Annotated in this window: 6 protein-coding genes; 4 read left to right on the top strand and 2 right to left on the bottom strand. The window is 55.3% G+C overall.

Annotated elements, in window-relative coordinates:
• Positions 1 to 150: 150 nt before the first annotated feature.
• Positions 151 to 1,296: a glycosyltransferase family 4 protein gene (locus V7680_RS09515; protein WP_335653056.1), complete on the bottom strand. Its 1,146-nt coding sequence runs from the start codon at positions 1,294 to 1,296 to the stop codon at positions 151 to 153.
• Positions 1,297 to 1,328: 32 nt separating this feature from the next.
• On the bottom strand, positions 1,329 to 2,192 hold the full coding sequence (locus tag V7680_RS09510) for an alpha/beta fold hydrolase (RefSeq protein ID WP_335653055.1): 864 nt from the start codon (positions 2,190 to 2,192) through the stop codon (positions 1,329 to 1,331).
• Positions 2,193 to 2,252: 60 nt separating this feature from the next.
• Between V7680_RS09510 and V7680_RS09505 the strand changes: the two genes are divergently transcribed.
• From V7680_RS09505 to V7680_RS09490, 4 genes are all read left to right on the top strand, one after another.
• The gene (locus V7680_RS09505; RefSeq protein ID WP_335653054.1) at positions 2,253 to 3,653 is read left to right on the top strand and encodes a protein adenylyltransferase SelO family protein; all 1,401 of its coding nucleotides are present in this window, start codon (positions 2,253 to 2,255) and stop codon (positions 3,651 to 3,653) included.
• A gap of 134 nt (positions 3,654 to 3,787) precedes the next feature.
• Positions 3,788 to 5,200 carry a succinylglutamate-semialdehyde dehydrogenase gene (astD, locus tag V7680_RS09500; protein WP_335653057.1) on the top strand — a complete coding sequence of 471 codons (1,413 nt, stop codon included), beginning with the start codon at positions 3,788 to 3,790 and terminating at the stop codon, positions 5,198 to 5,200.
• A 102-nt stretch (positions 5,201 to 5,302) separates the two neighbouring features.
• Entirely contained in the window at positions 5,303 to 6,094 is a 792-nt protein-coding gene (cobA, locus tag V7680_RS09495; protein ID WP_335653053.1) for a uroporphyrinogen-III C-methyltransferase, read from the top strand.
• Positions 6,091 to 6,387, top strand: coding sequence for a DUF2849 domain-containing protein (locus V7680_RS09490; RefSeq protein WP_335653052.1), 297 nt, complete (start codon positions 6,091 to 6,093; stop codon positions 6,385 to 6,387). Before cobA ends, V7680_RS09490 begins: the two co-directional genes overlap by 4 nt.
• The last annotated feature ends 1 nt before the right edge of the window (position 6,388 follow it).

The raw sequence follows: 6,388 nt of genomic DNA, 5'->3' as shown, positions 1-6,388 counted from the left end.
CCTTTTCCACCCTCGATCAAAGGCCATACTTCCTGACCATTATACTGGATGGGTTTTAAGCCTTTGAACAACGAAATCTCCTATTTTCACCAAAATCGATATAGACGGCGGCAGACAAAAATGCTCGCAAAAACTCTGTTATGAATTGCGTTATTTAGCCGCACCAAAATCTGCGCGCCCCAGCGCATGGCCATAAAGCAGGCTGTATCGGGCCAGCATCTTGCTCTCGTTATATTCAGCCTGCGCCTTTAGCTGGTTCTGCTGGCCGAGGTCTTCGCGTAACTGTTGATGCTGAACCAGAGTGGTAAGCGATTCCTGAAATTTCGATTCATCGGCAACCGGTTTGATAAAACCCTGATTGGCCTGAGACACCATCGATTTTATGTCGCCAACGTCGGTCGCCGCAACCGGCAAGCCAGCGGCCATTGCTTCGATTAGCGAGATCGGAAATTGTTCACTGTCCGATGACAGGGCAAAAATATCAAACAGACCGATATAGCGGGCCGGATCGGCCATGAAGCCCGGCATCAATAAGCGGTCACCAAGACCTACACGCTGGGCCTCGGCCAATATCGTCGCTTTCTCCGGACCTTCACCCACGATTACCAGCCGGACATTATCTCCCGCTGCCGCACAGGCTCGCACCAGCCGGGGCAGATTCTTGATTGCCCGCAGTCCGGCCACCGTTCCGACGACAACTTCACCGTCGCGCTTGGTAAATCCCGGCAAAGCGCCCCGCTGTGGTTTTTTCGTGAAGCGCTTCACATCGATCCCGTTGGGGATGCGCTGAATTTTCTGCTCAGGCTGCTTCCAGACATCTCTGGCGATTGCAGATAATCGTTCTGATGGTACGACCAGCGCCTTTGCATCTCCCAGAGCAAATTTGCGGAACCAGTTTCGCTTCCAGTTGAGCTTCTGCTGTTCGTCCTCGTTAAATCCGTCTTCGTGATGGATCAGAGGTGGCAGGCCTCCCACACGGGAAAAAAGCGTCCGTGCCATCACGCCGTCCATCGAACCCCAATTATAGGACAGGATCAGATCAAACTGCCGGAAGTAACTGACAAACTCACGATAACGCTTCAACGATGGCTTCCCCGCGAGCGACGGTGCGTCTTTAGGAAAATCTACCTTTATCCCGCTATCAATCGCGTCGCGCGCGGACAGGCTGTCGGGCTCGGCGGACAATATAACGTGGTCGGCAGCGGAGCCGAAATGATTCATCAATCTGACGGCGCGCGCTTCTTTGCCGCCCAGATTGAACGTACTGTGGAGATGCAGGATCTTTGCAGGTTTCATGTGATCTTCATGTTAGGCTGTCTGAAAATTATTCAGTCTAAGCGGTGGAGCAATTGATGGATCGCGTCAAGCGAGGCGGGCTCTTCCAACGTAGGAGCATGACCAACGCGCGGGACCGTGACCAACTCGGCCTTGTCCAGTTTTTCGAGCATCTCACCGGCAACCCGCTCGCTGAACAGGTCTGACAGCTCACCGCGCAGGATGAGGGTAGGAATATCTTTCATATTCTCGACCGCATTCCACAAAGCGCCACTGCCGCCGCCTTTGCTGGAAAACGGTTCGGCAATTTTCATGTCATAGTCCAACTTGACCCTGCCAGAGCTGTTCATCCGGTAGAGCTTCTTGGCGAAGGCGATCCAGTCTTTCAGTGTGAAATCCGGGAATATGTCGCTGCTATTTTCCGCCATATCGCGAGCAGCATGGGCCCAGGTGTCAAAACTGCGCCCCTGCCCGACATGGGACGCGATCCGGTCGAGGCCCTGCTGATCGAGTTCCGGACCGATGTCGTTCAGCAACGCGCCAGCCACTCGTTCCGGGTGCATTTTGGCCATGATCATGGTGACGATGCCACCCAGCGATGTACCAAAGAAAATTGCTTTCGAAATCTTCAGTTCATCCATCAGCATGATGATATCCGAAACATATTGCTTGGGATTATAGGTGCTGCTGTCCTTGGAATATTCGCTCATACCGCGGCCGCGTAGGTCAAGCATGATGATCCGGCGCGCACCGGGGAATTCCGCACCAAGATGCTGAAAATCGCGGGCGTTGCGGGTCAATCCGGGTACGCAAATAATCGGTGTTTTACCGCTGTCCGAGGGATAGTCATAGGCGTGCAACTTCAGCCCGTCGTCGGATTCCCAGTAAAGGTCCTGATAAGATTTTTCTTCGCTCATGCTGCGCTTCATCCCCTCTTCCCACTTGCTGCGCAACCGATTAGCCGCCACTGAGGGGAAATGCCATATAAACCGCAATCCGAACCCGGCAAGACCAACTATCAGCCGGATGTCCAAATCACAAAATTGGGAGAAAAGATCGGCGATCCGGCGGCGGCCGCCGATTTTCCCGACCATATTTTGCGATTTAGAAATGATCGATGGGACCAGAGCGTCGGGCTGGACGCGCTGGACGAGCAAGAGTGGCTATCACATTTCGGACGGTTCGAACCGCTTGCCGATAATCTCGATCCCCCTCTGGCGTTGCGCTATCACGGCCATCAGTTCCGCAATTATAATCCTGAAATCGGTGATGGCCGGGGCTTTCTGTTCGCGCAACTTCGCGATCACGAGCAACGACTTATGGACTTGGGGACCAAGGGCTCGGGCACGACGCCGTGGAGCAGGTCCGGCGATGGCCGGCTCACCCTGAAAGGTGCGGTCCGCGAAATTCTGGCAACGGAAATGCTCGAGGCGCTTGGCGTCAACACTTCGAAAACTTTCTCGGTCGTCGAAACCGGAGAAAAATTATCGCGCGGCGACGAACCCTCCCCGACTCGCTCGGCGGTAATGACCCGACTGAGTCACGGCCATATACGGATCGGGACCTTCCAGCGCATCGCCTACGAGAAGAATGAAGCGCTGATGCTGCAACTTGTCGAATATTGCCTGGAACAATATTATGGCGGGGTGCAGACCGATGAACCGGTGGCGGAATTCTTCGCCAGAGTAGCGGAAGAAGTCGCGAAACTGGCTGGCGCCTACATGACGGCCGGTTTTGTCCACGGCGTGCTGAATACCGACAATATCAACATAACCGGTGAAAGCTTCGATTACGGCCCCTGGCGCTTCACGCCTTATTGGGAACCCGGTTTTACCGCTGCCTATTTCGACCATGAAGGACTATATTGCTTCGCTCGCCAACCGGAAGCACTGCACTGGAACCTTGCCCAACTGGCCAGCGCCCTTCGCCTTGTCTCGGACAGCGAACCGCTGGTTGCGACGCTGGAAGGCTTTCCCAAAGCCTATGGCAAAGCCTTCACCGAGCATTTCTGCTGGAGGCTGGGCGTCAAGTCAGAGGGTTTTGAAGCGGATCGCGATCTGGTGGTCGCCGGGGAAAAGGGATTGGCAGAAAAAACGGTCCAGATTGATCGGTTTTTCTTCGATTGGGGCAGAACCACGAACCTCGCGGAACCGGAGCATGATTCATCCAGTTTTTCCGAATTTTGCGCGTTGATCGGCGAGCGTTCGCGCTCACGAGAGCCAATCAGCGAATATTGGCGCAAACCCGGGCCCTGCTCGATGCATATCGAGGAGGTTGAATCGATCTGGGCCGATATCGCTCAAGCAGATAATTGGTCGACATTGTTCAGAAAAATTAATGATATTCGTGACATGGGCGAAGCCTTGCGCAAAGGGTGACAAGTGCACTTTGTAAAAAGAGCAGGATGAACACATTAACCATGAGGCTTCTGCATTTTTTGGGGCTATGATCTATCGTGAGAAATCCCCATATATCCATCTTTTGAACGAGATAAGCGTAGAAAACCGAGGCAATCTTGACCGACCTGATATCAACAGAACCAGCAACCGGAGCTACTTTGTGGACCGGCACCAGCGGAGACGCAGATGCAGCGGTTGATCGAGCGCGCGAAGCGTGGCCCGGCTGGGCTTCGATGGCAGTGGTCAAACGCATCGAGATCATCCGACGCTATGCCAACCGCATTCGCACCCAGGGCGACGAACTGGCTGAACTGATTTCACGCGAGACCGGCAAGCCGATATGGGAATCCCGCACCGAAGTTGATTCGGTGGTCAAAAAAATCGATATCTCGGTGAAAGCTTTTGCCGAGCGAACGCCGCAACGGCAATTGCCCAGCCAGCCCAATATGCGGGCGGCCTTGCGTCACAAACCGCATGGCGTTCTGGCCGTACTCGGCCCCTATAATTTTCCAGCCCATTTGCCCAATGGACATATTGTTCCAGCTCTGATCGCAGGCAACACCATTGTTTTCAAACCGTCCGAGAAGACCCCTGCCGTTGGTCAGTATCTGGTTGATGCATTCACCAAGATCGGTCTACCGACCGGCGTGATCAATATCTTGCACGGTGGCCCGGAGACGGGAATGAAACTGACAGCCAATGACGGACTGGACGGTGTGTTGTTCACCGGCTCCGCAAGGACCGGCATCGCGTTAAACCGGCAGTTTGCATCCCGTCCGGAAAAGATACTCGCTCTCGAAATGGGAGGGAATAATCCAATCATTGCGTGGGATACCCAGGATATCCACAGCGCCGCCATCCTGATTGTCCAGTCCGCCTTTTTAACGGCCGGTCAGCGTTGCTCGGCCGCAAGCAGGCTGATTGTCAGAGACACGCTTTACGATGGCATTGTCAGAGAGGTGAAGCGGATTGCCGATCGCCTGATTATCGACGAACCCTTCGCCAGCCCTGCCCCGTTCATGGGGCCGGTGATCGACAATGAAACCGCCGATGGCCTGACCGAGAGTTTTCTGGCCCTGATGAGTCATGGCGGCAAGCCGATCAAACATATGGCGAGACCGATTGACGGGCGCCCTTTTCTCACACCTGGCATAATCGACGTGACAGACATGCCGGAGCGCCCGGATATCGAATTGTTTGGACCAATCTTGCAGGTCATCCGGGTCAGCGATTTTGAAGAAGCTATCGCCGAGGCCAATAACACCCGCTACGGACTATCGTCTGCCCTGATCGGCGGCACTGCCCAGCAATATGACCAATATTGGTCCAACAGCCGCGCTGGTATCGTAAACTGGAACAAGATGACCGTGGGCGCTTCTTCCGAAGCCCCCTTTGGCGGCATCGGCCTATCGGGCAACCATCGACCCAGCGCTTATTATGCAGCCGATTATTGTGCCTATCCGGTCGTTTCACTTGAGGCCGAGCATCTCAAGGCCTCGATCGGCATCGGACTCAAAGACGAGTGAAACGGCGACCACAAGCGACCGGCACCTTCAAAATAGCTAAGCTTAGGCAGCCCCAAAAACTTCTGTTTTGAACATTCCGATCGATGCGGGCATATCACCCTCATGGAAAATATTTCAAACAAGACCACCCCGGCGGGCAAGGTCTATCTGGTCGGCGCCGGACCCGGCGATCCCGATCTGCTGACGCTGAAAGCCGCGAAGCTGCTCGAACGCGCTGATGTGATCGTCCATGACGGTCTGGTTAGCCGCGAGATTCTCGCCTTGGCATCACCTGCTGCACGCCGCATTTCGGTCGCCAAGAAGCGGTCCCTGCACAGCGTTTCTCAGGACCAGATCAACAACATCCTAGTAACCGAAGCGGCCAAGGGCCATCTGGTTGTCCGCCTCAAAGGCGGCGATCCCTTCATTTTCGGACGCGGCGGTGAAGAGGCGGACGATTGTATCTCCGCTGGCGTAGCCGTGGAAGTCGTTCCGGGCATCAGCGCCGCGCTTGGCTGCGCCGCACAGGCCCGCATGCCGCTGACCCATCGCGATGCCTCCAGCGCGGTTTCTTTCGTCGCCGGCCAGTGCAAGGGTTTGTCCGACCAGAACTGGTCCGGTCTGGCAGGCAAAGGCCGCACTCTGGTAATCTATATGGGCGTTGCCAATGCCGAAGCGATTGTCGAGAAACTGATCGCCGACGGCGCTTCGCCCGATCTGCCGGTAGCAGTGCTGGAAAATGGTACACGCAATAATTTCCGTGCACTCCGAACATTGTTGACCGATCTCGGCGACCTTGTCCGCCGTGAGAATATCCAAAGCCCTGCGCTTCTCGTCGTCGGCGAAGTCGTAAGATATGGCGATGCCGAAGACAAGTTTCGGGAATTTGCTCAAATGGCGGGAGTTGTCGCATGAATATATTGACCGGAAATGATCTCAAGACCGGCGACGTTATCTGGTGGACCGGCCTCGACTGGTCACGGCTCATCAAAGATGCCGCCGACGTTGGCGATCAGGGCGAAGCAATTCTCCACCGTGAAGAGGCTGCTCGTAGGGTTAACTCGCCCTATATCATCGCTGGTGAGCTTACAGCTGACGGCCCGCGACCCGGTCACATCAAGGACCGCGTGCGAGCACTCGGACCGACCGTTCGTCCCGACCTGACATTGAAGCCGGCCGATCCCGACGCCGCCGAATGGGTGATCTAAT

The sequence above is a fragment of the Parasphingorhabdus sp. genome (assembly GCF_036963705.1).
Classification (GTDB): Bacteria; Pseudomonadota; Alphaproteobacteria; order Sphingomonadales; family Sphingomonadaceae; genus Parasphingorhabdus.
The sequence above is the reverse complement of the archived record's forward strand: the minus strand, read 5'-3'. Positions and strand labels throughout refer to the sequence as shown.

Excerpts from the sequence above, each read along its gene's own strand:
- cobA (WP_335653053.1), top strand. The coding sequence starts at position 5,303 with ATGGAAAATATTTCAAACAAGACCACCCCGGCGGGCAAGGTCTATCTG.
- V7680_RS09515 (WP_335653056.1), bottom strand. The coding sequence starts at position 1,296 with ATGAAACCTGCAAAGATCCTGCATCTCCACAGTACGTTCAATCTGGGC.
- V7680_RS09490 (WP_335653052.1), top strand. The coding sequence starts at position 6,091 with ATGAATATATTGACCGGAAATGATCTCAAGACCGGCGACGTTATCTGG.
- V7680_RS09510 (WP_335653055.1), bottom strand. The coding sequence starts at position 2,192 with ATGAGCGAAGAAAAATCTTATCAGGACCTTTACTGGGAATCCGACGAC.
- V7680_RS09505 (WP_335653054.1), top strand. The coding sequence starts at position 2,253 with ATGCCATATAAACCGCAATCCGAACCCGGCAAGACCAACTATCAGCCG.